At 66.2% G+C, this 25,446-nt stretch carries 22 protein-coding genes; 17 read left to right on the top strand and 5 right to left on the bottom strand.

Annotation, left to right across the window (positions count from 1 at the left end; all coding sequences use genetic code 11):
* The first annotated feature begins 12 nt into the window (after nt 1-12).
* The 7 genes from RTO53_RS04385 to RTO53_RS04355 all read left to right on the top strand — a co-directional run bounded on the left by RTO53_RS04385 (nt 13) and on the right by RTO53_RS04355 (nt 8,420).
* Entirely contained in the window at nt 13-399 is a 387-nt protein-coding gene (locus RTO53_RS04385) for a hypothetical protein (RefSeq protein WP_345784546.1), read from the top strand.
* Between the two features lie 1,499 nt (nt 400-1,898).
* Nucleotides 1,899-2,360, top strand: a complete 462-nt coding sequence (locus RTO53_RS04380; protein ID WP_312236657.1) for a DUF4189 domain-containing protein — start codon at nt 1,899-1,901, stop codon at nt 2,358-2,360.
* 730 nt (nt 2,361-3,090) lie between these two features.
* Entirely contained in the window at nt 3,091-3,807 is a 717-nt protein-coding gene (locus RTO53_RS04375) for a hypothetical protein (RefSeq protein ID WP_312236656.1), read from the top strand.
* A complete protein-coding gene (locus tag RTO53_RS04370; RefSeq protein ID WP_312236655.1) occupies nt 3,804-5,015 on the top strand; it encodes a lipase in 1,212 nt (403 codons plus the stop codon). The genes RTO53_RS04375 and RTO53_RS04370 overlap by 4 nt, the downstream gene beginning before the upstream one ends.
* Before the next feature lie 41 nt (nt 5,016-5,056).
* Nucleotides 5,057-5,950 (top strand): hypothetical protein, encoded by an 894-nt coding sequence (locus tag RTO53_RS04365; RefSeq protein WP_312236654.1) that lies wholly within the window; start codon nt 5,057-5,059, stop codon nt 5,948-5,950.
* 96 nt (nt 5,951-6,046) lie between these two features.
* A complete protein-coding gene (locus RTO53_RS04360) occupies nt 6,047-7,894 on the top strand; it encodes a peptidoglycan-binding protein (protein ID WP_312236653.1) in 1,848 nt (615 codons plus the stop codon).
* 172 nt (nt 7,895-8,066) lie between these two features.
* Nucleotides 8,067-8,420, top strand: coding sequence for a hypothetical protein (locus RTO53_RS04355; RefSeq protein WP_312236652.1), 354 nt, complete (start codon nt 8,067-8,069; stop codon nt 8,418-8,420).
* A gap of 8 nt (nt 8,421-8,428) precedes the next feature.
* Here the strand turns inward: RTO53_RS04355 and RTO53_RS04350 are convergent, their stop codons facing one another.
* Both RTO53_RS04350 and RTO53_RS04345 read right to left on the bottom strand, forming a co-directional pair.
* Entirely contained in the window at nt 8,429-11,176 is a 2,748-nt protein-coding gene (locus tag RTO53_RS04350; protein WP_312236651.1) for a UvrD-helicase domain-containing protein, read from the bottom strand.
* 88 nt (nt 11,177-11,264) lie between these two features.
* Entirely contained in the window at nt 11,265-12,485 is a 1,221-nt protein-coding gene (locus tag RTO53_RS04345) for an MFS transporter (RefSeq protein WP_312236650.1), read from the bottom strand.
* A 227-nt stretch (nt 12,486-12,712) separates the two neighbouring features.
* Here RTO53_RS04345 and RTO53_RS04340 point away from each other — a divergent pair, with 227 nt between their 5' ends.
* Nucleotides 12,713-13,702 carry a GAF domain-containing protein gene (locus RTO53_RS04340; RefSeq protein ID WP_312236649.1) on the top strand — a complete coding sequence of 330 codons (990 nt, stop codon included), beginning with the start codon at nt 12,713-12,715 and terminating at the stop codon, nt 13,700-13,702.
* A 51-nt stretch (nt 13,703-13,753) separates the two neighbouring features.
* Here the strand turns inward: RTO53_RS04340 and RTO53_RS04335 are convergent, their stop codons facing one another.
* The 3 genes from RTO53_RS04335 to RTO53_RS04325 are packed head-to-tail and all read right to left on the bottom strand — an operon-like array spanning nt 13,754 to nt 15,507.
* Nucleotides 13,754-13,987, bottom strand: a complete 234-nt coding sequence (locus tag RTO53_RS04335; protein ID WP_312236648.1) for a DUF1653 domain-containing protein — start codon at nt 13,985-13,987, stop codon at nt 13,754-13,756.
* A gap of 1 nt (nt 13,988) precedes the next feature.
* The gene (locus RTO53_RS04330; protein WP_312236647.1) at nt 13,989-14,357 is read right to left on the bottom strand and encodes a response regulator; all 369 of its coding nucleotides are present in this window, start codon (nt 14,355-14,357) and stop codon (nt 13,989-13,991) included.
* Nucleotides 14,350-15,507, bottom strand: a complete 1,158-nt coding sequence (locus RTO53_RS04325) for a PAS domain S-box protein (protein ID WP_312236646.1) — start codon at nt 15,505-15,507, stop codon at nt 14,350-14,352. The genes RTO53_RS04330 and RTO53_RS04325 overlap by 8 nt, the downstream gene beginning before the upstream one ends.
* A gap of 152 nt (nt 15,508-15,659) precedes the next feature.
* Here RTO53_RS04325 and RTO53_RS04320 point away from each other — a divergent pair, with 152 nt between their 5' ends.
* The 9 genes from RTO53_RS04320 to RTO53_RS04280 all read left to right on the top strand — a co-directional run bounded on the left by RTO53_RS04320 (nt 15,660) and on the right by RTO53_RS04280 (nt 25,278).
* A complete protein-coding gene (locus RTO53_RS04320; RefSeq protein ID WP_312236645.1) occupies nt 15,660-18,770 on the top strand; it encodes a response regulator in 3,111 nt (1,036 codons plus the stop codon).
* Nucleotides 18,743-19,591, top strand: coding sequence for a CheR family methyltransferase (locus RTO53_RS04315; protein WP_312236644.1), 849 nt, complete (start codon nt 18,743-18,745; stop codon nt 19,589-19,591). Before RTO53_RS04320 ends, RTO53_RS04315 begins: the two co-directional genes overlap by 28 nt.
* Complete coding sequence (locus RTO53_RS04310; protein ID WP_312236643.1) at nt 19,591-20,175, top strand: chemotaxis protein CheB; 585 nt, start codon at nt 19,591-19,593, stop codon at nt 20,173-20,175. Before RTO53_RS04315 ends, RTO53_RS04310 begins: the two co-directional genes overlap by 1 nt.
* Nucleotides 20,172-21,287: a hybrid sensor histidine kinase/response regulator gene (locus tag RTO53_RS04305; RefSeq protein ID WP_312236642.1), complete on the top strand. Its 1,116-nt coding sequence runs from the start codon at nt 20,172-20,174 to the stop codon at nt 21,285-21,287. The genes RTO53_RS04310 and RTO53_RS04305 overlap by 4 nt, the downstream gene beginning before the upstream one ends.
* Before the next feature lie 159 nt (nt 21,288-21,446).
* The gene (mntR, locus tag RTO53_RS04300; RefSeq protein WP_312236641.1) at nt 21,447-21,902 is read left to right on the top strand and encodes a manganese-binding transcriptional regulator MntR; all 456 of its coding nucleotides are present in this window, start codon (nt 21,447-21,449) and stop codon (nt 21,900-21,902) included.
* Nucleotides 21,895-22,419 carry a tRNA adenosine(34) deaminase TadA gene (gene tadA / locus RTO53_RS04295; RefSeq protein ID WP_312236640.1) on the top strand — a complete coding sequence of 175 codons (525 nt, stop codon included), beginning with the start codon at nt 21,895-21,897 and terminating at the stop codon, nt 22,417-22,419. Before mntR ends, tadA begins: the two co-directional genes overlap by 8 nt.
* A gap of 101 nt (nt 22,420-22,520) precedes the next feature.
* Nucleotides 22,521-23,090: an oligoribonuclease gene (orn, locus tag RTO53_RS04290; RefSeq protein WP_312236639.1), complete on the top strand. Its 570-nt coding sequence runs from the start codon at nt 22,521-22,523 to the stop codon at nt 23,088-23,090.
* A gap of 70 nt (nt 23,091-23,160) precedes the next feature.
* Nucleotides 23,161-24,030, top strand: coding sequence for an EcsC family protein (locus RTO53_RS04285; protein ID WP_312236638.1), 870 nt, complete (start codon nt 23,161-23,163; stop codon nt 24,028-24,030).
* 135 nt (nt 24,031-24,165) lie between these two features.
* Complete coding sequence (locus RTO53_RS04280; RefSeq protein WP_312236637.1) at nt 24,166-25,278, top strand: alkene reductase; 1,113 nt, start codon at nt 24,166-24,168, stop codon at nt 25,276-25,278.
* Nucleotides 25,279-25,446: the final 168 nt, after the last annotated feature.

Below are 25,446 nucleotides of genomic sequence, written 5' to 3'. Positions count from 1 at the left end.
GGGATTGGCACCATGTTCTCGATGGCCGTGCTTTCCTTCATGGTGTCGGTGGCTACCAAAGTTGTCGCGATTTCTGCGGCGGTGATGATTGCGTCGTACTACGCCGCCGCCAATCCAGAATCTGTAGTCGGTGGCGTAATGGGCGCCTTCGGTTTCGGCCAGGGCATCAGTTCCGCTGCGTTGCAGCAGGGCGGGGTGGGGCTGTTGATGTCGGTGCTGATGGTCATGTCCCCGCCGATGGCCGCGATGTTCTTCAACGGCACGCTGGGTTCATTTGCTGCTAACTCTAGCTTCGGTAATTTGGGCCGGAACAGTTCTGGTCAGCAGTCTGACTTTACGCAAGGAACCAGTCGAGTGGACAATGGGGATTCGGGCAGGAAAGTTAATAAGAAGGGGTAGCCCTTGGTAGGACACTCGCTTGCACTTTCCCTTGACGAGCGGACTTCATCCGTTGGAGAGAAGCAAATGAGATTGGTCTTGTTCAGTGGTACGGCGCTTCTGTTGGCTGGCATTATTCTTACTCCCGCTGGCGCGCAGCAGCCTGGCTCAGTGGAGTACAACACTGTCTATTTACCTGGTCATGGTGTAGGGGATACGGTGCGCTCCTCCCCGTTGGATCGATGGGGGGCAATTGCTACTGGTAAGGGCGACGCACTTGGATTTTTCGTAGGTGCGCGCTCTGCGAAGGAAGCAAAGGCGAAGGCGATCGAGGAATGCTCCTCTGGCGGCGGGGAGAACTGTGAGGTCGAGGACGTCTTCACTAATGTGTGCATCGCCGTTGCCAGCAGTCCGAGCGCTAACTATTGGTTTAGTGGGTCGCCAAAGCGAAACACCGCTAAAGCACTGAGGGAGCGGGCGCTGAAAGGCTGTGGAGAAAAAAACTGTAGGATCATCCGTGAGGGCTGTGCATACGAGTTCTGACTACGAGACCCGGTCCCGACTCGTCCGCCCTTGTTAGCTAGCGCTGCAACGGCTTTCAGGGTAGGTGATAGTGCGGCGCCGCCGATCCTGGATTGATCGCAAGTCTCAGACGCGTGGCGCATTGGAGACGTGTTTTGGCAGCCCAGCTCGAGCTCAAGCGCTCTAACCTAACGAATGCAGTGTATCCGTTACAGGGAGTTGCGCTCGTTCCGGCTGTATAGTGCGGACTGCAAGATTGGCCGACAGACGTGGCCGCTGCCAGACCTGAAGGGGGGCATCTTTGGCTGGCTGGGCAAGATGGACACGCCTGCAATGAGAACGAAGCCCACGCGCAGGCATTGCCTGATCGCAGCGCCAAGGTGAGCGGTTGCTGCATTGTGCACACCGCGTTCGCCGATGCCTGCACCGCGTTCGCTGCAGGCGGCAAGTTAGAGGTGAATCCCCGCGGACAGTTTCCATGCGCGGGAGTAAGTCACAGCTGACATTTTCAACTGCGTCGCGGCCTAGCTGATGGCCATGTCCCCGCCGATATTAGCGATGTTCTTCAACGGCACCCTGGGTTGATTTGTTAACTCTGACAAGTTGGATGGCGGCAAGGGGAAAGGAACTGGATGCACCGCACGTCCGAATTTGGAAATCGAACGTTACACCCATCCGTATAGGTGAACGCAATGAAGACTGCGATTGCAGCTTTTGGTGTGACCGCACTCCTTCGGTGTCTCGAGAAGGGCGTGGCTGGCTTTGCAACGGATGCAGTGGGGAAAGAGGGGGCCAAGAGGGCTGCGACGAAAGACTGCGTGGCCGTGGGTCTACGGGCTCGGATGCATAGGTATTACTACACTGTCCTCATGCGTGGATGAGATATCTACATAGTGCTCGCCATCGGCTCTCATCACAGTGAGGGTCGTTTCCTGATCGCCTTCCACCTAGGGTCACTGATGATCGCAGTCGCTGATTTCTCCGCTGGAGCGTGTTAGATGAACATTGCAACCAGAGTTTTTCTTCTCCTTGGGATTGCGTTATCAATCGACTCAGCGTCTGCACAGCAACCGCAGCCGGGTTCGGTGGAATACAACACGGTCTACCTTCCAGCACACGGCGTTGGGGACACTCGTCGCCCGAACCCTGGAAATCGTTGGGGAGCAGTAGCTACTGGTAGAGGCGCAGTGATTGGTTTTATGGTCGGTGCCAGGTCAGAAAGCGAGGCCAAGAGAGCAGCAATCGGTGACTGCGTCGCTGCCGGTGGCAGGGAATGCTTGGCGGAGGAAGCCTTCGTCAATTCCTGCGCCGTCGTTACAATGAATTCCAGCCAGTTTTCCTGGTCTATCGCCGATCCGAAGAAGCGTTCGGCGGAATGGCTCAGGACGCGAGCGCTTAGCAAGTGCGGAACTGAGGACTGCAAGATCATTCGCGAGGGGTGTGCCAGTCCGGTGCGTTAATGGTTAAGGCGCGCACGGCAGTTTGTTCTTAGCTCAAGGGCCTTGCGGATGAGTCGCCGCCGGCATTGATGTAAAGCAACGCTGGCTGTTCTTGGTCAGTCGATACTTCCAGCCTGATGCAGTCTTGACTCACCAACCAGTCTCGCTCCAGACGCAGTCAAGAGTCCCGGCCGCCCAGTACCAATTTTCTGCAACTGGAGGCGGTCGCCACGGGCTAAGGCTCTGCCTTTGGTCGGATGGACAAGACCGGAGGCGGGGGCGCTACCGCCGGCTGGATACTCTGGCTGATCCAGCCGACTCGGGTGGCAACTAAGACTTTGCTTGGCGCATTCTCCTGCGGTAAGCTGCAGCCTCAACACGAAGGCGGGGCCATGCCCCGATGCACTTTCGAATTGACCGCCCTGTAAAAGACTCAAGGATTGAGTCCGGTTGACGTCAAACGGCCCTTCGGCCGTCACTCACCTCTGGAGCCAATGATGGCTGTTACATGCGTGGTTGGGGATTTTCTTGATATTACTGAAAGGTCGGCGCCGGATTGGCCTGGCCTCGATTTGCTGCGCCCATCACAATTTCATATGCCCGCAACGCGGGATCATCGGCGCCGCACGGCGCCGTTTGGGGACGGTCGTGCGTTCCCGTCGCCCAGCATGACGCAGCCTCATCCGTGGCATTACGCCTACGGTGGGTCGCACGAGCGCGTGCTGTCATCACAAGGTCATCACGCCTCGCCATGAGTATGCCGATCATCGAGAAATCGTCACGGTCGTCACGATCGTCGCGCCTGCGGCTGCACCAGTTCGCCGTGGCATGTGCCTTGATCGTTCCCATCGCCGCCTGTTCCGGGCAAAACAACACGGTCGCTCCCATGAATGCATCGCTGCAGACTTCCCCCGACGCTCCGCCGTTGCGTACGCTCAATCCGGCCCCTCGACGCGCCTTCGAGGTGCGGGTGGTGCTGGACGGGGCGCCGGGTCCGTTCACGCGTGTCAGCGCGGTGGCCCAGTACGACGTCAGCAACGAGGCCGAGTGCGGCAAGAAGGACGAGCTGGCCGGGGTCTTCCTCAGCATCACCAGCAACGAAACCGTCAGCCTGACGCGCGTATCCGATACCGAATATGCAGGCACGGTATATGCCGACGGCATCGTCGATGAGGACTATTACGGACGAGGTGTCTGTCATTGGGAGCTGACCGAGGCGCGCGTTGTGCTGCAGGCCGGCAAGGATGAGGCCGATACGCGCTTCGTCGCCGATCTGCCGGCCGCCGCGATCCTGGGCCAGGGCAGCCGCACCAAGCATTTCTGGACGGGCTATTACCCGAGTGCGGAGATGCCGGGGTTCCGTGAGTTCGGCAACACCGACCTGAAAACCGCGCAGGGCCGACAGGCCGCGGATCAGCGCGATGCCTTCTTCAGCGTCACCGTGACGGCCAAGGAGACCACCAAATGACGGTTCCCTCCCAGGAGTATGCGGGGCTGGCGGCGCATTCCTACCAGGATCTGAAGGTCGGGCAGCGCGGTCCGAACGACGAAGAGAAGGTCGTCATCGATGGCACGCAGTACCGTGTCGTCGAGCATGCCAATAATCCGCGCACCGGCTACCAGGGCACGATCTACCAGAAGGTGGATTCCGGTGAAATCGTGGTGGCGCACCGTGGGACCGAGGAGGTCTGGAAAGACGGCATCGTGGCCAACGGTGCGATGGTGGTGGCGCGCACGAATCCGCAGGCCGACGACGCCATCGCGCTTACCGGGCGCGCGCTACAGTACGCGCGCGCCTACAGCAGCGTCAATCCGCCGGAGGTGACCGTCACGGGTCATTCGCTGGGTGGTACGCTCGCCCAGGTGAGCGCGCATTACTACGACCTGCGTGGTGAAACTTTCAACGCCTATGGCGCCGGTAGTCTGGACCGACGCATCCCCGATGGCCCCAACGACCGCATGATCAACCATGTGATGGCCGCCGATGTGGTGAGTGCGGCGAGCAGCCATTATGGTGAGGTAAGGACCTACACGACCGAAAAGGAAATCTCCGTGCTGCGGCAGTCCGGGTATCACGACAACCGGTTCGTCGATTTCCTCACCCCGGATCTGCCGGTGGTGGCGGCGACGCGCTCGATGCGCTCGCACAGCATGCACAACTTCCTGCCGGTTGATGGCGACGGCAAGCCGGACAAGTCGGTGCTGCAGGATCCGGCCGCTCGGGCACGCGCCGAGGACCACAAAGACGCGATCGCCAACTACCGCGGCGATGTGGAGCGGTTGCGCAGAGTGGTGACCGTCGGCGCGCGCGGGCCGGTCGACTTGATCGAGCACGCGGTCGACCACGTGCGCGGACCGGTGAGGCCCGGTGAACCGGCGCGTCAACAGCAGGTGCAGGATACGCAGGCCGCCGGGCATCTCATGTCATACCGGCCGCTCGATGCCGGGGGGGCAGCGCGCGATGGCGCTGGATCGCCGCAGGACACTGCGTGGCGGCTACTGGAGGCCGCCCGGGGCGGCAACGCCGAGGAACTGCGCGCGGTCACCGGGAGCCTGCAAAACTCCGATGCTGGTCAGGCTTGGCAACGGCGGGTGGATGCCCAGGCGCAGGCGGCCAGCCAGCGTGAAGCGGTCCAGCACTCCCCGGCGCCGCAGGATGCGGCCCGTTTCGCCTGAAGCGCCGGACTGCCTATGCTGCACGTATCGATGGAGGATGCATGAAAAAGGCAAAATTGGCGTTGTTGACGATGGTCGTTGGTATGCTTGCCGGCTGCGGGCCGCAGGACGGCGACACGGCGGCGACGCGCACGTCAGGGGCGGCTGTCGGAGCACAGCCAGCTGTGGAACATCAAAAGGATCAAGGTATGACCGCGCTCAAACCGCCCTCTCCCGATAGCGTTCTGTATGTCATCTACCAGCGTGACGGCGATGGCGCATTCACGTATGAAGTGGATGGCGGCGTCATTGTGAGCTATTGGTATGGCCATGCTTTTGATTTGAAGGGCAAGCATTACTTCACCGGCTTCGCTACCCGTACTGAAGGCACCGAGGGCCCCGATGCGGAAAGCGGGCTGATGGAGCCGGGCCACGTGGCGATCGCCCAGGCAACCTTCGTGCAGGGCGGGGATGCCGCCAAGCCTGTTTGGTCCCAGCTCGATACCGACGGCTACGTGGGCGAGTTTGGCGCCAACGACCAGGGCGACCCGGTCGATACCACGCGCAAGGCGCAGTCGCACGCCACCGACGACGGCCGGCTGGTGCTGGCGGTACCCACACGACGGTTCGCCGACGGCGTGGCCACGGCGTCCTTCGCTGTGTTCCTGTTCGACCCGGGCAACGTGGACGACCTGGCATTCCGTCGCTGGGGTTATCTGGGCAGCATCGGGGCCGGCAGCGACAATTCGGCCGCCTGTGACGAGGGAAGGGTGATGCCCTGTGCCGTCAGCACCGGCGTGCTGAGCTTCGGCGCGCCGGGAGCTGCCGGGCTGCCTGCCCTGAAGGTGGGGCTGGCCGGGAAAGCGATTTCCGGGCCCGGCACGTTGCGTGATCTTGGGCCAGCCGATGCTGTGACCTATACTTTTAACGCGAAGGCGGGGCGTTACCAGCCCTGATAAACTTTCGAGTTGACCGCTCTGTAAATGACTCATGGATCGAGTCCGGTTGACGTCCTGCGGCCCCACGGCCGCACTTCATCTGAGGAGCCAATGATGGCCAGCACGAATGACAGAGGCGAGATTCTCGATGTAATCGAGCGTCAGGCAGAGCGCAGTGGTATTCCGCGCGAAGATTTCCTGCGGTTTGCCTATATCGAGACCGGCGGCAACTTCAATGCCGCTGCCCACAATACCGGCAGCGGGGCGAAAGGTCTGTTCCAGTTCGTACCCAGTACGGCCGCCGAGTTCGGCCTGACCGGGCGCGAGTTCGACCCGGCGGCCAATACCGAAGCGGCTGCGTCCCTGTATGCGCGCAACCGCACCCAGATCGTGGACCGCCAGACCCAAACCGGGCATGCCTTCCTCTCTGGCGCCGAGCAGCCCAACGGGCTGGATATGTACCTGGCGCACCAGCAGGGCGGCGGTGGTTATGCGTCAATCCAGAGGGCGATCGCCACGGGTGAATTCTCCCGCGACGATACCCGCGCCAACATCCTGGGCAATATCAGTTCGCGTGATTTCGAGCGCGTGACCGGCCAGCCGTTCGCTGGGGTCCGCGATATGAACGACCGCGAGCTGGCCAGCTCGTTCACCCAGTACTGGAACACCAAGTACGCCGCGATCGAGATTGCCGACCGTGGCATCACCGCCTCGGCGGTGGCGCCCGCCGCGCGTGCCGCGGCAGTGGCCGCGCCGCTGGCCGATGGCGTGCTGCAACGTGGCGAGCGTGGCGAGGAGGTGCGGGCACTGCAGGAATCGCTCAACCAGATGGGCTTCCGTGATGCCCAGGGCAATGCGCTGGAAACCGGCAGCGGCATCTATGGCCGGCACACCGTCGAAGCGGTGCGCAGCTTCCAGGCCGCCAATGCGCTGGATCCCAGTGGCAAGGCCGATGCGGCCACCCGTGAGGCAGTGGCGGGGCAGCAGGCGCGGCCGGAGAGTGAGCGCAACCGACCGACCAAACCGGAGAGGGCGGCGGGGATCGCCTGGCCGGCGCCGGGCAATGACCGGATCAACGAGGCCGACAAGCCGCGCGAAGGCCGGGGCGAGTTCGGTACCGCGCGCAGTGGCGGACGCACCCACGGTGGCATCGATATCCAGGGTGAGGTGGGCGATCCGATTGCTGCCTTCGCCGGTGGCAAGGTGACGGTGACGCCGAACAACGGCGCTGCTGGCAATACCGTGCGGATTCAGCACGACGACGGTTCGACCACCAAGTACTTCCACCTTGACCACATCTCGGTGCGCAATGGCGACCGCGTCGAGGCCGGCCAGCAGATCGCCACGATGGGGCGGACCGGCAACACGCCTGCCAAGGGCGACACCCACCTGCATTTCGAGCTGTGGCGCGACGGGCGCAAGGTCGATCCGCTGCCTGAGCTGCGTGGCAGCGAGCGGGGCGCGACCAACGAAGGTGCAGCGCGCCCGGCGGCCAGCGCGACGCAGATCCTGCGCGTGGGTGCCCATGGCGCTGGCGTGGCCGCTTTGCAGGAGCAGCTCAACGCGCTGGGATACAGGGACGCCGCCGGCAATGCCCTGGCCAGGGACGGGCAATTCGGCCCGGCCACGCGCGATGCCCTGATGGGCCTTCAGCGTTCGCAGGGAATCAAGGCCGACGGTATCGCTGGCCCGACAACCTGGGGCAAACTGTCCGAATTGCAGGGCGAGGCAGGCAAGGCCGGGGACAGCCAGCCGTCGGTGGGGAAGGCGCAGGAAGCCGGTTCTTCCAGCTTCGTGGAGCGGATGTTCGCGGCCGTGCGCAACCCTGAAAGTGGCTCGGTGCAGAAGGTCATCGATGACTTCGCCTCGACGATGAAGAACCCGCAGTGGGACAAGCCGGCGCCGCCGATGGAACAGGTAAATCCTGATCCTTCGAAGGGGTCTTCGGACCCGCAGCGTTGAGCACGGCGCGCTCCTGGCGGGCTTCCGTCCGGCAGGGGCGACGCTTCGGTGGGGGCCAGGGCGGTTTGTTTGTGTGTAGACAGCAGTAACGCAATCGGCTCTATCATCCAACCAGGCGTTCAGCCGTAATTAGAGACCAGTGCGCAATGGCGCGCTGTAGAGAGGGAACTTCATGAAGATTATCTTCAAGATCGGTCTGGTCGTCTTGGTGCTGCTGAGCTTCCGGCTCGATGCGCAGCAGGCCTATTACGGGAAGCTGACCTATCGTTACAACGATCCTTTCCTGTTCTGCACCAAGGGGCAGGACAGGAAGATGAACCCGGCGCCGTGCTGGATTCCGATGCCGCCTTACACGGGCGCTTTCATGCTCATGCCGTACTGCCGGCCGCCGAATCCGTATGGCAAGGATTGGAGTCAGGATGACACCAAGTCCTACCAGGAGTACCTGACGACCTGTCCTCAGGCGATCTCCTCCGGGCGCTGGAAGGGTCCGGGTCAAGCCGAGACGTCTCCCTTCCAGCACTGAGGGGGAATTCAAGCCCGTGCCGTGTTCCGGGGAGGCATCTCCCCAGGCACTTTCCTCGGCTTGTACTCACAGCGCGGGTAACTCGAGCACGACTCGAACGCGCCGAATTTTCCGGTACGTGGCACGATCACGCCCACCCCGCAGGCGGGGCAGGGCGTGTCGCTGATGGCGCGTCCATCCAGCGACGTCACCGTGACTGCGCCGGCCTGGACCAGTTCGGCCAGGAACGACGAACGTCGTCCGCGCACGCTGAACATCGCGACCGAACGCCGCGCGCGGGTGAGCGCCACATAGAACAGTCGACGCTCTTCGCCGAGGGGATAGGCATCCCCGTGCGGCATCGCCAGTGACAGCACCGGGTCGTCGGCGCGCACGTTGGGGAAGCTGCGGTCGAGCATGCCGGGCAGGATGACGTAGTCGGCCTCGGCGCCCTTGGCCCGGTGCGCGGTGAGGAAGGTAACCTCCATGCAGTGGCCATGCCGCACCTTCCAGTCCGTGGGGACGTACGCGCGGTCGGCGTTGTAGCGGCCCAGCACGAACACCTGAAGCTTGCCGTCGCGACCGGGTGCGGCCGCGCCGCTATCCAACTGCTGCTGCAACTGCGTCAGATACTGCGCCACGGCATCGCGCAGCTGTTCGCGCGACGCCACTTGGAAGGCACGCAGCGCTGCCCCGTGTTGCGGTGCCCGGGAGGACACGCGCTTGGGAATCTGTGCCGGATTGCGCGACACGAATGCACTGGATACATCGCACAGCGCCTGCGGGCAGCGGAAGGTCTGCTCCAGCTTCAGTACCTGGCCGTGGCCGAAATAGTCGATGAAGCCGGTCATCACCGACACATCGGCGCCGGCGAAGCGATTGATCGACTGCCAGTCATCGCCGACGGCGAACAGATGCCGCCCCGGGGCCTGCACGAGCGCACGGCACAGGCGTGCCCGCGCCCGCGAGGCGTCCTGGAATTCATCGGCCATCACCAGCTCGAACGGGGAGACGTAGCGCCCCTGCTCGACGTGCTCGGCGGCCTGGTTGAGCATGTCTTCGAAATCGATCGCATGCTCAGCCGCCAGCGCGTCGTCCCAGGCCTGCAGGATCGGCGCTGCCAACTGCAGGAACAACCGATAGCGGTGCTTGAACCGGTCCTCGGGCAGTGCGCGCAGGCGCGCGGCCATGTCCTCAATGCACAGCCCATTGCTCTTGGCGTGGCTGATGAAGGTGCGCACCAGCGCGATCAGTTCGGCATCGGGCATCGGCCGGGCGCCGCCGTCGGGCAACTCGCGGTCCGGGTTCGGGTCCAGCACGATGCCGCGCGCCGACAGGGCCTGGCTGATGGCCTCGAACAGCGCGCCGCTGCGCAGCTGCTGCGAGGTGGTCTGGAGCGTGTCGGTTCCGCGTCGGGGAGGGTGCTGGTGGTGAGGCTCCGGCGCGGCGACAGTAATGGCCAGGTGTGTGTGCTGCAGGTCGATGCCCGGATAGCGGAACGCTGCGGGGGCCCGATGGTAAGTGTCGGTAGCGGTATCGAATTGCCCTTGGCGCTCGTAGGCGTAGTCCACGCCGTTGTAGAACAGCCAGTCGGCGATCACGCACTCCTCGATGCCGGGCACCCGCTCACCGCTGAGGGTGTGCAGGTAGCGTTCGCCGTCGGCCTCCCAGCCGTCGGCCGGTGAGAATTGGCCCGCTGCCGGAAGGTCGCGGGCGAAGACCAGCCGGAACATGTCCCACTGGGTCCGGAAAGCGAGGGATCGATCCTTGAGCACGTCGATCAGGTCGGCCAGCCGACGGACCCCAAGGCCGGCATCGACCGCCCAGTCGGGTACGTCCGGCAGGCGTCCGGTGGCCTTGCCGATGATCTGCCGACCCAGTGCGTGAAAGGTCTTGGCCTGCACCTGCACGCCTTGAATGCCGAGACGCCGAAGGGCGTCGTCGGTGCGTTGCTGCAGTTCGACGGCTGCCTCGCGGTTGAAGGCCAGCATCACGATCCGCTCCGGCGCCACCAGGCCACGGTCGATCGCGTAAGCGGCCTTGGCCACCATCGTGGAGGTCTTGCCCGAGCCGGCGGCGGCAACGACCTGCACGCGGTTGTCGAAGCACACCACTGCGCGCCGCTGCTCGCCGGTGAGCGGTTGCCGTTCCACCCCGTCGAGCAGGTCGCGGCTGTGCAACAGCTCGCGCTGAAGATGCGCGTCATTGCGCGTCTCCCACAGCGCCGCCCAGTCCTGGCCGTAGCGCAGCAGCTCGGCTTCGATCCGCGACGCCTCACCGTGCAGTTGCGCACGCAGGTCCGGGTCGTCGAACACGGCCCACAGTGCATCCTCGTCCAGCGGCAGGGACGGTCGCTGCTGCAGCAGTGCCTGTTGCTGCTCGGCGGTGAACCAGCGGCCCTGGGCATCGGCGTCGTCGAGGGCGTGGTCGACCTGCATCAGCCAGGCGCGAATCGCCAGCAGTGCGGCGTCGGCATCGAGGAGGCGTTGATCCTGCGCGCGAGCGCGCTCGAGGGCATGTAGCGCGGCACGCAGGGTACGTGCCTGCGCGTTGGGAAGTCCATCCAGATGCAGCGCATCGGGCTGGCCAGGGAACACCACCACGCCGGTCCAAAACAGGCCACGCCGCAGCTGCAGCGAAGGCGGTGCGGTGGTGGGTATCGGCAACACGCGGTCTTCAAGCTGGAGTTCGATCTGTGCGCCGACCAGGCGCAGGTGCCAGTGCGGCGTGCGGGTGAAGCATCGACCCCGGCGCGAAGGGGTCCAGTGGTGCGTCATCGGTGGGTCCAAAGGCGGTCGGCGCTGCGGGACAGCGCGACGGTGAGTCAGCCCATCATGATAGGAAAAACCCGATGCCTGCGCTGACTCAGGATTCGCACGCGGCTGCGGTGTCCGCGCGCGCCCGTCGGTCCACCAGCATGGCTACGCCCCACAGGAGTAGTCCGCCCAGTGCAGTGGCCGCGCCGACGTAGCCCGTGTTGGCCGGGCTGAAGCCCGCACCGATGGCCATGCCCCCCAGCCACGGACCCAGCGCGTTGGCGGTATTGAAGGCGGCATGGTTGGACGCGGCAGCCAAGGTCTGCGCTTCGCCGGCCACGTCCATCAAGCGGGTCTGCAGCACGGCGGCCAGTGCACCCATCGTGCCGACCGCGATGATCATCGGGAACAGGCTCCACACCGACCGGGCCGCCATCGGATAGGCAAGCAGCACCACGATCGACCACAGCAGCACCACGGCCGCGGCGCGGAAGTGGAAGCGATCCACCAGCCAGCCACCGGCGACGTTGCCGATGATAGCGCCGACGCCGAAGATACCCACCGCCAGCGGCATCCACGACTCCGCCAAGCCGGTGACCTGGACCAGGGTCGGGGCCAAATACGTGAACACACAGAACATCCCGGCAAAACCGACCGACCCGATCGCCAGTGCCAGCCAGACCTGGGGACGGTTGAACGCGCGCAGTTCGCGCATCGGCGAGGTGCGTACCTCGTCCGGATCGGGCAGCAGATAACGGGCGATCATGCCCACCGTGGCGATAGCCAGCACGCTGACCACCGCGAACGCGGTCCGCCAGCTCAGCTGCTGGCCGAGCCACGTGGTAAGTGGATTGCCGACCAGGATCGCCACCGAGAGGCCGAGCAGGACCTTGGACATTGCCGCGCCGCGCTGTGCCGGGGGGCTGATTGCCGCGGCCACCAACATGGCCACGCCGAAGTAGGCGCCGTGCGGCAGGCCGGCGACGAAGCGTGCCAGCAGCATCGTGGCGTAGTTCGGGGCCAGCGCGCTGGCCAGGTTGCCCACGGCATAGAAGCCCATCAGCGCCAGCAGCAGCGTGCGGCGGGCATAGCCTGCGCCGGCGAAGGCCAGCACCGGTGCGCCGACCACCACGCCGATCGCGTAAGCGCTGATCAGATGACCCACCTGGGTCTCGCTGATGGACAAGCCACGGCTGATCTCAAGCATCAGGCCCATGCTGGCAAATTCGCTAGTGCCAATGGCAAAACCGCCCAGCGACAGGGCCAGCAGGATATAGGTGCGCTGGCGTGGAGACAGGCGCGAGGCCAGGGGGGCAGTGGAAAGGCTCATGCGACAGTGTTGGATCAGGGGACCGCCTAGTGTACTGCTGCGGCGCAGCAATTCCGTGGCCTCGGGGTTGAACAAATGGGATGCTGTAGGACGCTCATTGCATCGCCCGTGATGTAAATCTGCGATCACATGGCGTCTCGCCGCTTCGTGCGACAATTCGCTACGCACCACAGACGCGGCGCGCACTCGGTAGCGGCCGTCGCTGCGGGGCCCAACAAGGAAACACGATGTACACCGGTTCCGGCTTCCCCAGCATCATAGGATTCGATCTGCCGGGGCTGCAGGACAGGCCGGCGCCGGCGCGGGTGATCGTCACCGCGTTGCTGGACGCGCCTCCCACGGAGGAGTGGATGCGCATGCTGGACCGTCTGGCCTGGCCGGCGCTGCGGTTGGACCATCGCGTCGAGCAACTGCGCCTGGTGGGGCAGGAGATCCACTTCGTTGGCGAGATCCGCGACGGGCGTGGCCTGTCGGCGACGGTGCGCGAACTGTTCGAACGGGTCACTGCCCGGGTGCTCGCGGCGCGCATGGCGGCGTTGGAAAATCCTGTTGAAGACCTGTCCTGGACGCCGCCGGTGTCGGCGCCCCTGTCGGCGTCGCGCGATCCGCGCCTGGCCGACGTCGCCGCGCTGTTGAAGCTGCCTGCGTTGCCGGGCCTGCTGGAACTGGCCAGCCAGCTGACCGCGATGCGGTTCGTTGCGGTGGCGCGGGTTACTGCCGAGCGTTGGACGGCGTGTGCGGTGCACGACGGCATCGGTTTCGGCCTAGTGCCCGGGCAGGACCTGGTACTGGAAACTACGATCTGCGAAGAGATCCGCCAGCACCATCAGACCGTGCAGTTCGACCAGGCCAGCATCCACCCGGTGTTCTCGACCCATCCCACGCCGGCGTTGTATGGCTTTGAGAGCTACATTTCGGTGCCCATGCTGCGCCGCGATGGCAGCCTGTTCGGCACGCTGTGCGCGCTGGACCCCAATCCCTCGCAGCTGGACGCGGTCAGCGTGAAGTGTTTCGAGGTACTGGCCGCGTGGATCGGTGCGCAGCTGGAGCTGGAAGACATGCAGGCGGTGATCGAGGGCGAGGCGCCGGTGACCATCCGCGCGGCGCTGGACGCGGTGGCCGAGCAGGCGGGTCGGATCGCCGCGGGTGCCGCGTCGTCCTCGGTGCTGAGCGAGACCGCGTTGCGGATCCAGGCGCTGAGCGTGGTGCCGCGCTGAGGGGAGGCGTGGGTTGCCGGCCAGCGGGCGGCACTGCCGGGAGCGGCGGCTTTACGCCGACACGAGGGCGAAGCGTGGCTGCAGCCGGCCATCCACCTCGACCTCGGCCACGAACATCGCATACGGCCGCACCCACAGGCCCACGTTGGAATCCAGCGGGCGATACAGCACCAGCGGCTCCAGCGTCTCGCTGTGCCGGACCACGCCCACCACCTCGTAGTTGCCGCCCTTGAAGTGGCGGTAGTGTCCGGTGGCGATCTCGGGCAGTGGCCTCAGCTCGCCCATGTCAGTGCGTGGCCGCCGGGGCCTGCAGCATCGCCACCAGCTGGCGCAGCCGGTACGGCTTGGGCAGGAATTCCACGTGTGCCGGCAACGGCGGCAGCTGCGAGCGTGCATAGCCGGAGGACAGGATCATGCGCGCGTTGGGCAGGGCCTGGGCCACATGCGCGCTCAGTTCCACGCCGCTCATGCCATTGGGCATGCTGATGTCGCTGAACACCACGTCGAAGTCACCCAGTTCCTCCATCAGCCGCAGCGCGGCCGGGCCATCGTCGGCCGTGTGGATTTCGATACCGAAATCCTGCAGCGCCTGCCCGATCAGATCGCGCAGGTCCTGCTGGTCTTCGACCATCAAAACGCGAAGGGGCTCAGGCATGCTCGACATCCTCTATGGCAGGTAACAACAAACGGACGGTGGTGCCGCGTCCGGGGGCGGTCTGTACATCGACGAAGCCATCGCATTGGGAAACGAAGCCGAACACCTGGCTCAATCCCAATCCGCTGCCCTTGCCGACTTCCTTGGTGGTGAAGAACGGCTCGCTGGCGCGCTCGGCAACCTCGGGTGGCATGCCCGCGCCTTCGTCGGTCACCGCGATGGCAACGTAGCGGCGGCGGGTGGGCTGCGCCAGGTCGGGGGCGAGGCGCTGCTCGAGGCGGGCGGTAATGGTCACCGTGCCGCCCTGCGGCATCGCCTCACAGCTGTTGAGCACCAGGTTGAGCATGGCGCTGTGCAACTGTACGCCATCGGTGGCGATCGGCGGAAGCGCCGGTGCGAGTTCCACCCGCATCCGGATGGCCTGCGGACACGCCCGCTGCAGCGACGGCAGGGCCTCATCCAGCAGCTGCGGCACGCTTACCGGCTCGCGCACCAGGGTCTGGTCGGCGGAGAACGCCAGCAGCTGGCGGGTCAGCAGCGAGCCACGGTCGGCGGCCGCCTGGGCCAGTTCGACCAGGTCGTGGGTGCGGGCATCGGCGGTCGGCTGCAATGCGATCAGATCCAGTGCGTTGCCGATGGTGGTCAACAGGTTGTTGAATTCGTGGGCCAATCCGCGGGTCAGGCGGCCAACGCCTTCAAACCGCTGCAGGTGCTGGCGCGACCGCTGGGCGTCCTGCAGCAGGCATTGGGCCTGGTAGCGTTCGGTGATGTCCTGGGTGACCTTGACGAAGCCGAGCAGTTGGCCGTCCTCGCGTACCGCCTCGATCACCACGCTGGCGCGGAACTGCTCGCCGTTGCGGCGCACCCGCCAACCTTCACCGACCAGCCGCCCGTGTTCGCGCACATGTTCCAGCGCCTGCTGGGGAAGGCCCTGCTGCCGTTCCTCGGGAATGTAGAAGATCGACACGTGCTGGCCGATCGCTTCCTCGGCGGTGTAGCCATTGACCCGTTCGCCGCCCCGGTTCCAGCTGCAGATGCGCCCGTCCGGGTCGAGCAGGTAGATCGCATGGTCGGAGACATGGTCGATCAACAGCTTGAGTTGCCGGCGTTCATCGACAAGCGGTGCCACGCTGGATACGACCTCGGCCACGACGGTAATGCACTCCCCTCTAAGGGGCCGAACCGTAGGGGCGAGGGCGTGAAGAACATGTAAAGAACAGGCCGGAACAGGCTGACTAATGACGGATAACGCCGCTTTACGGGTTCAGGTACCATCGGCCCCCTTTTGAGCTGGAATTCCGCATGAATGCTGCGCCGACCGCACGCGACCGCTGGATCTGGGCTGTCTCGGCCGCCCTGATGGCGTTCACCCTGGCCCTGGAGATGGTCGTGCCGCTGGGCTATGCGGTGTGGTTGACCTACTTCATGGCAGTGGGGGTCACCCTGTTCCAGCGTCGGCTGGACGTGCCGCTGCTGGTGGCGCTGGTGTCCTGTGTGCTGCTCATCGTTGGCTACAACGTGGCGCCGTCGAGCACCAATTCGGCATTCTCCTTCGTCAACCGGACCATCGGCGGGGTGGCCTTCCTGCTGATGGCACTGACGGTGATGAAGGCGATCCAGTCGCGCCGGATCGCCGCCGATGCGCTGTGGCTGCAGGAGGGCGAAAACGCGGTCACGGTGAGCCTGCGCGGCGACCCGGAGCCGCGCGTGCTGGCCGATGCGGCGATGCGGGCGCTGTGCGCGCAGCTCGGCGCGGAGGTAGGTGCGATGTATCGCCTGCAGGGCGACCGCCTGCTGCTGGTGGGCGGTGCGGCACTGCCCGCGCAGCTGCCCGAGACCCTGCCGGCTGGGGCGGGCCAGTGGGGCGAGGTGCTGCGCCTGGGCGTGCCGCGCCGGCTGGAAGATCGCGAATCGCCGCTGGATATCGACACGCCGCTGGGCCGCAGCGTGGTGCGTCAGCGCCTGTTGGGCCCGATCACCGCCGATGGCGCGGTCGTGGGCGTGGTCGAACTCGGCAGGGCCGGGGTTTCGCCTGCGCGTGCGCTGGAACTGGAGCTGCTGCTGCAATGCGCCGAGCCGGTCGGCGTGGCGCTGCGTGCGGCGCTGATGCGCGCCCAGCTGGTGGAGTTGCTGGAGGAGACCCAGCGCCAGAGCGAAGAGCTGCAGACCCAGCAGGAAGAGCTGCGCGTGGCCAACGAGGAACTGGAGGAGCAGAGCCGCAGCCTGCTGCATTCCCAGGCCAACCTGGAGCAGCAGCAGGCCGAGCTGGAGCAGACCAACGTGCAGCTGGAGGAGCGCACCCATGAACTGGAGTCGCGCCAGCAGGCGCTGCTGCTGGCCCAGGCGCAGCTGGTGCAGAACAGCAACGAGCTCGAAGCCAGTTCGCGCTACAAGTCCGAATTCCTGGCCAACATGTCCCATGAGCTGCGCACCCCGCTCAACAGCGCACTGATCCTGGCCAAGCTGCTGGCCGACAACAAGGACGGCACGCTTACCGCCGAGCAGGTCAAGTACGCCCAGGCGATCCACTCCTCCAACAACGACCTGCTGGCGCTGATCAACGACATCCTCGATCTGTCGCGGATCGAGGCCGGGCACGTCGAACTGGTCGAGGAAAACCTGGCGGTGTCCAGCGTGCTGCAGCGGCTGAAGGACACCTTCGAGCCGATGGCGGCGCAGAAGGGCCTCGCCCTGGAGATCGTCAGCGAGGCCGGTGCGCCGGCGCAGCTGGTGGCCGACAGCCAGCGCCTGCAGCAGATCCTGAAGAACCTGCTGGCCAATGCGCTCAAGTTCACCGAGCACGGCAGCGTGACGTTGAAGGTGCGCAGCGCCGGGGCAGGGCGGGTGCAGTTCGCCGTCTCCGACACCGGCATCGGCATTCCCGAGGAGCAGACCGCGGTGATCTTCGAGGCGTTCCGCCAGGCCGATGGCAGCACCCGTCGTCGCTACGGCGGCACCGGGCTGGGCCTGTCGATCTCGCGTGACCTGGCCGCGCGCATGGGCGGCAGCATCCGCGTGTCCAGCGAACCGGGCCGTGGCAGCTGTTTCACCCTGGAGCTGCCGCTGTTGGCCAGTGGTGGGGCGACGCCTGTCGCCAGCGCGGCGCCGGATGTGCGCAGCGCGCATGCGCCGTTGCCGCCGCGGGCAGCCGCGCCGTTCCACGGTGGCAGCGCGCATGCCGAGGCGACGCCGCCGGCCGCGCCGCAGCGGGTGGCCGATGACCGTGGCCGACGCAGCCGCGCCGGGCGCATGATCCTGGTGGTCGAGGACGACGTGGCCTTTGCCGGCGCACTGGTGTCGATGGCCCATGAACTCGATTTCGACTGCGTGGTGGCCGGCACTGCCGAAGAGGCGCTGGGCCTGGCCGCCGAACTGCGCCCGAACGGCATCCTGCTCGACATCGGTCTGCCCGATGTGTCCGGCCTGAGTGTGCTGGAGCGGCTCAAGCGCGATCCGGCCACCCGGCACATCCCGGTGCACGTGGTGTCCGGGCTGGAGCGCTCGCAGGTGGCGATGGAGCTCGGCGCGATCGGGTATGTGATCAAGCCGGCCACGCGCGAGCGCCTGGTGGGGGCCATCCAGCAGCTGGAGGCCACCAGCCAGCGCGACGTGCGCCGCCTGCTGATCGTCGAGGACGACAGCGAGCTGCGCTCCAACCTGCAGCTGCTGCTGGGCCGCGACCAGCTGGAAATCACCGGCGTGGGCACCATCGCCGAGGCGATGGACGCGCTGGGCACGTCCACCTTCGACTGCATGGTCACCGACCTGACCCTGCCCGACGGCACCGGCTATGACCTGCTCGAGCGCATGGCCGGCAACGATGCGGTCGCCTTCCCGCCGGTGATCGTCTACACCGGGCGTGCGCTGACCCGCGACGAGGAACAGCGCCTGCGTCGTTACTCCAAGAGCATCATCATCAAGGGCGCGCGCTCGCCCGAGCGCCTGCTCGACGAAGTGACCCTGTTCCTGCACAGCGTGGAGGCCTCGCTGCCGAGCGACCAGCAGCGCCTGCTGCGCGAAGCGCGCCGTCGCGATGCGGTGCTGGATGGTCGCATCGTGCTGCTGGCCGAAGACGACGTGCGCAACATCTTCGCCCTGTCCAGCGTGCTCGAACCACTGGGGGTGACCCTGGAGATCGCGCGCAATGGCCGCGAGGCGCTGGAAAAGCTGCGCCCGGAGATCGACCTGGTGCTGATGGACATCATGATGCCGGAGATGGACGGGCTGACCGCCATGCGCGAGATCCGTGCCGACCACCGCTGGCGTGACCTGCCGATCATCGCATTGACCGCCAAGGCCATGCCCGATGACCGCGAACATTGCCTGCAGGCCGGCGCCAACGACTACATCGCCAAGCCCATCGACGTGGACAAGCTGGTGTCGCTGTGCCGGGTGTGGTGCTCGCGTCGATGAACGACACCGAGTTGTTCGACCTGGAGCTGCGCCTGCTGCTGGAGGCGGTGTACCAGCGTTACCACTATGACTTCCGCAACTATGCGCTGTCCTCGCTGCGGCGGCGCATGCGGCATGCGATGGCGCGCTTCGACTGCACCACCATGGGCGAACTGCAGCACCGCCTGCTGCACGAGCCGGAGACCTTCGCCCAGGCGATGCAGTACTTCACCGTGCAGGTCTCGGAGATGTTCCGCGACCCGGGCTATTTCAAGGTGCTGCGCGAGCATGCGATGCCGGTGCTGCGGACCTATCCGTCGATCAAGCTGTGGATCGCCGGCTGCAGCACGGGTGAGGAAGTGTGGTCGATGGCGATCCTGCTGCAGGAGGAGGGCCTGCTGGACCGGTCCATCATCTACGCCACCGACATCAATCCCGACGCGCTGCAGGCCGCCGAATCCGGCGCGTTCCCGCTGGAGCGCACCGCGCAGTTCAGCCGCAACTACCTGGCTGCCGGGGGCACCGGCTCGCTGTCGGATTACTACAGCAGTGGCTACGGCAACGTGGTGTTCGACCGCCGCCTGAAGCGCAACATCGTCTTCGCCGATCACAGCCTGGCCACCGACACGGTATTCTCCGAGGTGCACCTGGTGTCCTGCCGCAACGTGCTGATCTATTTCCAGCGCGCGCTGCAGGACCGGGCCATCGGGCTGTTCCATGAGGCGCTGGTGCACCGCGGCTTCCTTGGCCTGGGCAGCAAGGAATCGCTGCAGTTCGGCGCGCATGCCAACGATTTCGAAGCCTGCGCGCGCGAGCAGCGCCTGTACCGGAAGCTGGCCTGATGAGCGCCGTCCCGCACCGGCAGGATTTCGAGGTGATCGTGGTCGGTGCCTCGGCCGGCGGCGTCAGCGCCTTGCAGTCGCTGCTGGAAGCGGTGCCGGCCGACCTGGCGATGCCGATCCTGGTGGTGCTGCACCTGCCGCGCGACCGCCCCAGCCGCATCGCCGACCTGCTCGACGTGCGCTGCCCGCTGCCGGTGCGCGAGGCCGAGGACAAGCAGCCGCTGCGCGCGGGCACGGTGACGTTCGCGCCGCCGGACTACCACCTGCTGGTGGAAGACCGCGACACCCTGGCTTTGTCGGTCGATGCGCCGGTGCTGTTCTCGCGCCCGGCGATCGACCCGCTGTTTGAAAGCGCCGCCGACGTGTTCGGCAGTGGCGTGCTGGCGATCCTGCTCACCGGCGCCAGCGCCGACGGCAGCGAGGGCGTCGCTGCGGTCCGCCACGCTGGCGGACAGGCCTGGATCCAGTCGCCCGACGATGCCTATTCCTCCTTGATGCCTGCCTCGGCACTGGCTTACGCCGGCGCCGACGCGGTGCTTCCGCTTACTTCCCTGTGCTTGCGCATGAAAGGCCTTATCCGATGAACCTGATCGACCCCGCCGGGGCGACCGCCGATGACTGCGTGAACCTGCTGATCGTCGATGACGTGCCGCAGAACCTGGTGGCGATGGAAGCGCTGCTGCGCCGTGACGGCCTGAATATCCTGTGCGCCGCCTCCGGCGCCGAAGCGCTGGAACTGCTGCTGCAGCACGAAGTGGCGCTGGCGCTGCTGGACGTGCACATGCCCGAGATCGATGGCTTCTCGCTGGCCGAACTGATGCGCGGCTCGCAGCGCAGCCGCGATGTGCCGATCATCTTCCTCACCGCCTCGCCCAATGACCCGGTGCGCGCGTTCAAGGGCTACGAGACCGGCGCGGTGGATTTCCTGCACAAGCCGATCGAGCCGCAGGTGATCATGAGCAAGGTCAACGTCTTCATCGAGTTGTACCAGCAGAAGCAGCTGTTGAAGGCGCGCAACCGCGACCTGGAGCATGCGCTGAAACTCAACGAAACCATGATGGCCGTGCTCACCCACGACCTGCGCACGCCGTTGGCCTCGATCCTGCTGTGCGCCGACAAGCTGGCGCTGGACCTGCCGTCCGACAGCGGCGTGCAGCGCACCCTGGGGCATCTGGAGAACAGTGCCCAGCGGATGGCGCGGATGGTCGAGCAGCTGTTGGATTTCTCCAAGATCCGCACCGGTGGGCTGCGCCTGAACTGCGACGAATGCGACGTTGGCGAGGTCGCCGCCGTGGTGGTGGCCGAGATCGCACGTGCCCACCCGCAGGCGCGCATCGAGCTGCAGCTGGAGGGCGACACGCGCCTGCAGGGCGATCCGGACCGGCTGGCGCAGCTGTTGTCCAACCTGATCGGCAACGCAGTGCTGCACGGTGGCGATGCGCCGGTGCAGGTAGGCCTGCACGGTGCCGGGCACGAGCCGCTGCGGCTGCAGGTGCGCAACGCCGGGCGCATTCCCGACCAACTGCTGCCGCGCTTGTTCGAGCCGTTCAAGGCCAGTTTCCACGACAGCCGCGGCCTCGGCCTGGGCTTGTTCATCGCCAGCGAGTTCGCCCGCGCCCACGGCGGTACGCTGGTGGCGCGCAATCTGGACGGTGAGGTGCTGCTGGAGACCGCGTTGCAGCGCCGGGTTCGCTGAGCCGTCGCCTGCCGGACGGCGCTTGCACCGCATGCGCCAGCGGGCCGGGGCAGGGTCGGTACGCGGCGTCGGTGGCCCGGCCAGGGCTGGCGGGCCGGGGGTGCGGTAAACTGCGCGCCTTGCTGCCATAGCCGCCGCTGGCCGCCCGCTGGAGTCCCGATGCCTGCTTCCCCGCGCAAAACCCCGCCCTTGATCGATGCCCAGGTCCATGTCGAGGGCTTCGTGCAGGTGCGCGAGGCGCGTCGCTCGGAACTGGTCGAGGATTATGTGGAGCTGATCGCGGACCTGATCGCCGACGGTCGCGAGGCTCGACAGGTGGATATCGCGACCCGGCTCGGGGTGGCCCAGCCGACGGTGGCCAAGGCGCTCAAGCGCCTGGTCAAGGAGGGCTGGGCGGTGCAGCGGCCCTACCGCGGGGTATTCCTGACGCCGGCCGGTGAACAGCTGGCCGTGGAGATGCGCGCGCGCCACCAGACCGTGGAGCGCTTCCTGCTGGCCCTGGGCGTGGACGCCGATTCGGCGCGACGCGACGCCGAGGGCATCGAACACCATGTCAGTGAAGCGACCCTGGCCGCGTTCGAGGCGTTCGTGCGCAAGGCCGACGGCCATGGTTGAGTCCCTGCCGGCGCCGCCGCCGCTGGGCGTGCCGGTACACGACCGGGACGAGCACTGGATGCGCCGGGCGCTGGCGCTGGCCGAACGCGCCGAGCGCGAGTTCAACGAGATCCCGGTCGGTGCGCTGCTGGTCGGCGCCGACGGCCAGGTGCTGGGCGAGGGCTGGAACCTCAATATCGCCGACCACGACCCCAGCGCGCATGCCGAGATCGTGGCGATGCGCCAGGCGGGCAGGGCGATCGCCAACCACCGCCTGATCGGCAGCACGCTGTATGTGACCCTGGAGCCGTGCGCGATGTGCGCGATGGCGATCGTGCACGCGCGCGTGGCGCGGCTGGTGTACGCGGCCAGCGACCCCAAGACCGGCGCCTGCGGCAGCGTGTTCGACCTGCTGGGTGATGCGCGCCACAACCATCGCGTGGAGATCCACGGCGGGGTGCTGGCCAAGCAGGCCAGCACGCGTTTGACCAATTACTTCCGCGCCAAGCGCGGCAAGCCGCCGCTGCTGCTTGAATGACCGCAGCGCGTCGCGACGGGACGACGACGCGATGGCGGTATCATGACGCCCCTCCATCCCCGGTCGGTGCTGCGGCGCCGGCCCTTGCACAAGGCGTGAACATGGCCGACAACGGCGCAGAAGGCGAACGACTGATCTGGATCGATCTGGAAATGACCGGCCTGGATACCGACAACGATTCGATCATCGAGATCGCCACGGTGGTTACCGATGCGCAGTTGAATGTGCTGGCCGAAGGCCCCGAGTTCGCCATCCACCATCCGGTGGAGCGCCTGGAGGCGATGGACGAGTGGAACCGCACCCAGCACCGTCGCTCCGGCCTGTGGCAGCGCGTGGTCGACAGCCAGGTGAGCCTGGGCCAGGCCGAAGCCCAGACGGTGAACTTCCTGTCGCAGTGGATCAAGGCCGGTGCCTCGCCGATGTGCGGCAACTCGATCTGCCAGGATCGGCGCTTCCTGCACCGTGAAATGCCGCGGCTGGAGCGGTACTTCCATTACCGCAACCTGGATGTGTCCACGATCAAGGAATTGGCCAGGCGCTGGGCGCCCAGCGTCGCCGCCGGCGTCGGCAAGACCGCCAGCCATACCGCGCTGAGCGATGTGCACGATTCGATCGACGAACTGCGCCACTACCGCCAGTTCATGGGCACCCTGGCGGGCCTGCCGGCCTGACCCGGCCGTGAGGGTGGCGGGAGCGTCAACCGCACATTCCGTTCAACCCACCGGCGCTATGATCCGGGCCATGAACGCCATCTCCCGCAGCACGCCACCCCCGCTGGAAACGCAGATCCTGCCCACCTCGCAGGACTGGGCCGACCTGCAGCGCGCCGTCGCGCTGCTGGAGTCGCCGACGCTCACCGCCAAGATGGCCAACCTGATCGGTTCGCCGCTGGAGTTCGCGGTGAAGAAGCTGCCGAACGTGGTGTCCCGGCGCATCCATGGGGCGGTCGAGGCGGCGCTGTTCAAGTCCGCCCAGGCGGCCTTGTGGAGCATGGACAATACGCCGGGCAAGGCCGCCTCCACGCGCTGGCACAAGCTGGCAGCGGCCACCAGCGGCGCCGTCGGCGGTGCGTTCGGCTTCACCTCGCTGTTCATCGAACTGCCGGTGTCCACCACGATCATGATGCGCTCGGTGGCCGACGTCGCCCGCAGCGAAGGCTTCGACCTGCGCGAGCTCAGCACCCGCCACGCCTGCCTGGAAGTGTTCGCCCTGGGCGGCAACTCGGGCAAGGACGATGCCAGCGAAACCGGCTATTACGTGACCCGCGGCTTCACTGCCGAGGTGATGCGCCACCTGTCGGCCGAGCTGGCCGGGCGCGCGGCCAGCGGCGGCGGGGTGATGATCGGGCTGACCCCGAAGGAAGCGGGCAAGTGGCTGGCCAAGATCGTGGAGAAGGTGGCCGCGCGCTTCGGCGTGGTCGTCACCGAGAAGTTTGCCGCGCAGGCAGTGCCGATCATCGGCGCGGTCACCGGCGCCACGCTCAACACCATGTTCACCGACTACTACCAGGACATGGCGCGCGGCCACTTCATCGTGCGCCGGTTGGAGCGCACCTACGGCTACGAAACGGTGCGCGCGGCGTATTCCATGCTGGCCGACCAGCGCGGCTGAGGCCAGTCGGTCGCGCTTGCGGCCGCACCTGGGGATCGTTGCGCTGGCGGCACAACTGTTTTGCCGCATCGAGGCTGTTGCGCCCCGGCGCATGCCCCCATCCTTTGCGCAGACCTGTTCCGAAGGATGTCTTGCATGTTGTTCACCCCCTATCGCATGGGCGCGCTCACGCTGCCCAACCGTATCGTGATGCCGCCGATGACCCGCTCGCGTGCGGGCGATGGCAACGTCGCCACCGCGCTGATGGCGCAGTACTACGCGCAGCGCGCGTCTGCCGGCCTGATCGTCAGCGAAGGCACCCAGATCAGCCAGCAGGGCCAGGGCTATGCCTGGACCCCTGGCATCCACGACGAGGCCCAGATCGCCGGCTGGCGCGGCGTCACCGATGCGGTGCATGCCGCCGGCGGCCGCATCGTGGCCCAGCTGTGGCACGTGGGCCGTGTGTCGCACACCGCCCTGCAGCCAGGCGGCGCTGCACCCGTGTCCTCCTCGGCGCTGCTGGCCGAGGGCGTGAAGGTGTTCGTCGATCCTCAGGGCAGGGGCCCGCAGGGCGGCGTCGGCGAAATGGTGCAGCACTCGATGCCGCGCGCGCTGGCGATCGAGGAAATCCCCGGCATCGTGCGCGACTACGCCCAGGCGGGACGCAATGCCATCGCGGCGGGCTTCGACGGGATCGAGCTGCATGGTGCCAACGGCTATCTGATCAACCAGTTCATCGACTCGCAGGCCAACCAGCGCACCGACGGCTACGGCGGGTCGCTGCAGAACCGGCTGCGCTTCCTGCGCGAGGTCGTCGAGGCGGTGGCAGCGGCGATCGGTGCCGAGCGCGTCGGCGTGCGCCTGGCGCCGTTGACCACGCTGCAGGGGGCGGTCGATGACACCCCGCAGGCCACCTACCTGGCCGCCGCGCACCTGCTCGACAGCATCGGCGTGGGCTACCTGCACATCGCCGAAGCCGACTGGGAGGATGCCCCGGTGATGCCGGTGGCGTTCAAGGAAGCACTGCGCATGCTCTATCGCGGCACGCTGATCTATGCCGGCAAGTACACCGTAGAGCGTGCCGAGGAAGCCCTCGGCAAGGGCTGGGCCGACCTGATCGCTTTCGGCCGCCCCTTCATCGCCAACCCGGACCTGCCGACGCGGCTGCAGCAGGGCCTGGCCTTGAATCCGCCAGACAAGGCCACCTTCTTCGGCGGCGGCGCCGAAGGGTTCACCGATTACCCCCAAGCCGAAACCGCCGACGCGTGAACGTACTGCCACGCCATGCGTGGCAACGAGACCCTTCCGCCATCCGGGTGCCCAACGCAAGGCAGCCACGCATGGCGTGGCTCTACCCGCTCACCGTGGCGGTCGCAGACAAGGGTAGTGCCACGCCATGCGTGGCAACGCAGCCCATCCGGCACCCGGACCCCCAAC

The sequence above is a fragment of the Stenotrophomonas sp. genome, from assembly GCF_031995405.1.
Lineage (GTDB): Bacteria > Pseudomonadota > Gammaproteobacteria > Xanthomonadales > Xanthomonadaceae > Stenotrophomonas.
The sequence above is the reverse complement of the archived record's forward strand: the minus strand, read 5'-3'. Positions and strand labels throughout refer to the sequence as shown.

What these genes read in the sequence shown, in the direction of transcription:
- RTO53_RS04385 (WP_345784546.1), top strand. Translation starts at nt 13, where the DNA reads ATGTTCTCGATGGCCGTGCTTTCCTTCATGGTGTCGGTGGCTACCAAA.
- RTO53_RS04380 (WP_312236657.1), top strand. Translation starts at nt 1,899, where the DNA reads ATGAACATTGCAACCAGAGTTTTTCTTCTCCTTGGGATTGCGTTATCA.
- RTO53_RS04375 (WP_312236656.1), top strand. Translation starts at nt 3,091, where the DNA reads ATGAGTATGCCGATCATCGAGAAATCGTCACGGTCGTCACGATCGTCG.
- RTO53_RS04370 (WP_312236655.1), top strand. Translation starts at nt 3,804, where the DNA reads ATGACGGTTCCCTCCCAGGAGTATGCGGGGCTGGCGGCGCATTCCTAC.
- RTO53_RS04365 (WP_312236654.1), top strand. Translation starts at nt 5,057, where the DNA reads ATGAAAAAGGCAAAATTGGCGTTGTTGACGATGGTCGTTGGTATGCTT.
- RTO53_RS04360 (WP_312236653.1), top strand. Translation starts at nt 6,047, where the DNA reads ATGGCCAGCACGAATGACAGAGGCGAGATTCTCGATGTAATCGAGCGT.
- RTO53_RS04355 (WP_312236652.1), top strand. Translation starts at nt 8,067, where the DNA reads ATGAAGATTATCTTCAAGATCGGTCTGGTCGTCTTGGTGCTGCTGAGC.
- RTO53_RS04350 (WP_312236651.1), bottom strand. Translation starts at nt 11,176, where the DNA reads ATGACGCACCACTGGACCCCTTCGCGCCGGGGTCGATGCTTCACCCGC.
- RTO53_RS04345 (WP_312236650.1), bottom strand. Translation starts at nt 12,485, where the DNA reads ATGAGCCTTTCCACTGCCCCCCTGGCCTCGCGCCTGTCTCCACGCCAG.
- RTO53_RS04340 (WP_312236649.1), top strand. Translation starts at nt 12,713, where the DNA reads ATGTACACCGGTTCCGGCTTCCCCAGCATCATAGGATTCGATCTGCCG.
- RTO53_RS04335 (WP_312236648.1), bottom strand. Translation starts at nt 13,987, where the DNA reads ATGGGCGAGCTGAGGCCACTGCCCGAGATCGCCACCGGACACTACCGC.
- RTO53_RS04330 (WP_312236647.1), bottom strand. Translation starts at nt 14,357, where the DNA reads ATGCCTGAGCCCCTTCGCGTTTTGATGGTCGAAGACCAGCAGGACCTG.
- RTO53_RS04320 (WP_312236645.1), top strand. Translation starts at nt 15,660, where the DNA reads ATGAATGCTGCGCCGACCGCACGCGACCGCTGGATCTGGGCTGTCTCG.
- RTO53_RS04310 (WP_312236643.1), top strand. Translation starts at nt 19,591, where the DNA reads ATGAGCGCCGTCCCGCACCGGCAGGATTTCGAGGTGATCGTGGTCGGT.
- RTO53_RS04305 (WP_312236642.1), top strand. Translation starts at nt 20,172, where the DNA reads ATGAACCTGATCGACCCCGCCGGGGCGACCGCCGATGACTGCGTGAAC.
- mntR (WP_312236641.1), top strand. Translation starts at nt 21,447, where the DNA reads ATGCCTGCTTCCCCGCGCAAAACCCCGCCCTTGATCGATGCCCAGGTC.
- tadA (WP_312236640.1), top strand. Translation starts at nt 21,895, where the DNA reads ATGGTTGAGTCCCTGCCGGCGCCGCCGCCGCTGGGCGTGCCGGTACAC.
- orn (WP_312236639.1), top strand. Translation starts at nt 22,521, where the DNA reads ATGGCCGACAACGGCGCAGAAGGCGAACGACTGATCTGGATCGATCTG.
- RTO53_RS04285 (WP_312236638.1), top strand. Translation starts at nt 23,161, where the DNA reads ATGAACGCCATCTCCCGCAGCACGCCACCCCCGCTGGAAACGCAGATC.
- RTO53_RS04280 (WP_312236637.1), top strand. Translation starts at nt 24,166, where the DNA reads ATGTTGTTCACCCCCTATCGCATGGGCGCGCTCACGCTGCCCAACCGT.